This window comes from Paraburkholderia guartelaensis, from assembly GCF_004353905.1.
Lineage (GTDB): Bacteria > Pseudomonadota > Gammaproteobacteria > Burkholderiales > Burkholderiaceae > Paraburkholderia > Paraburkholderia guartelaensis.
Genome location: NZ_SMOD01000155.1, coordinates 1 through 1,215, shown reverse-complemented (window position 1 = coordinate 1,215; position 1,215 = coordinate 1). Strand labels below are relative to the sequence as shown.

Annotated in this window: 2 pseudogenes; both read right to left on the bottom strand. The window is 62.7% G+C overall.

Annotated elements, in window-relative coordinates:
* Window positions 1–232 precede the first annotated feature (232 nt).
* Window positions 233–811 (bottom strand): annotated as a pseudogene (locus E1N52_RS43785) (ISNCY family transposase); the annotation flags it as partial.
* Between the two features lie 184 nt (window positions 812–995).
* Window positions 996–1,215, bottom strand: a pseudogene (locus E1N52_RS44720) (ISNCY family transposase); the annotation flags it as partial.

Below are 1,215 nucleotides of genomic sequence, written 5' to 3'. Positions count from 1 at the left end.
AGGACGGAAGCGGTGTCGCCGGCCGCTACCGTGCAACGGCTGGGAGCACGTACGCCATCACCGAGTGACAGCTTCCAGTTCTTTTCGCCCAATTCAAAGGCGACAAACAGCCTGCAGGTGATCGCGGTGTCCTGTGCGTGCAGGGTTCTCTCGGGTGCGTCCATTTGCGTGCTCCTTCCGGGAAACGGTCCAGACAAACCGTTTTACTCCTGGGGGCTTACGCGGGCTGTCCCTCATAGTATCTGAAGGTCGACTCCGTTTGCGTGAAGTGCAGGTGCATGATGCGGCTCGTCGCGTCATCCACGTACACCAGCAGCGTGCAGGCCGGTGCGCGCTCCTCGAACCAGCGGTGATCGCTGCCGTCGATCTGGACGAGTTCGCCCAGGCACGCGCGTCGGGCCCGCGGCTGGTAGACCTTCGGCGGACGCTGCGCGCGCGGAATCCACAGGCCCGCATCGCGCATCCATCGACGTACGGTCTCCTTTGCCAGCCCGATGCCGTGGCATTCAGCGAGCTTCTCGCAGGCCAGCGTCGGCCCGAAATCGGCGTAACGTTCACGTACCAGCGCCATGGCCCGGGCCCGCAGATCGACGGACAGTTCGCGGTTACTCGGCCGCCCGCGCCTGGCCGAGACCAGCCCAGCCGGGCCTGCGGCCTCATAGCGCCGGCACAGCCGGCTGATCTGCCGCTCGCTGAGCTGCAGGCGCTCAGCCGCCTGAAAACATCGCAGGCGGCCTTCAATGACCGCCTCGATGACCTTGACCCGCTCGAGTTCGCGCATGCTTGCCGTGATCAGCTCACGTCCGTTCATGGTTCGCCCCTGGTCGACGCCTCACGCGAGCGTGCGCGTCAACCAGGGCAGGAATCGGACATTTCTAATGAGCCAGAACCCGACATTTCAAAAAAGCCGTAACACCTATGTCATGGCCAGATACAGATGTCCGCTTCCCGGCCAAGTTCAAATGTCCGGGTTTAGCAGGTTCAGGATTCGTCTTTCATGCGTCTGAAGCCTGTACGGTATCGAAGGACGGATCCTGAGCGGGAAGGGTGTCTGCGTCAGTTCCACTGCTGCCTGCAGACCGCCGGCCAGGTTTTTGGGGCGATTGCTGCACCTGTCTACGCTGGGCAAGATCCGTGATCGCCTGCTCGACATCCGCCTGCGTGAACTCGCGTTGTTTCTTCTTGCCCGGTTCGTGTTCGTTGCGCCTGGTTCGG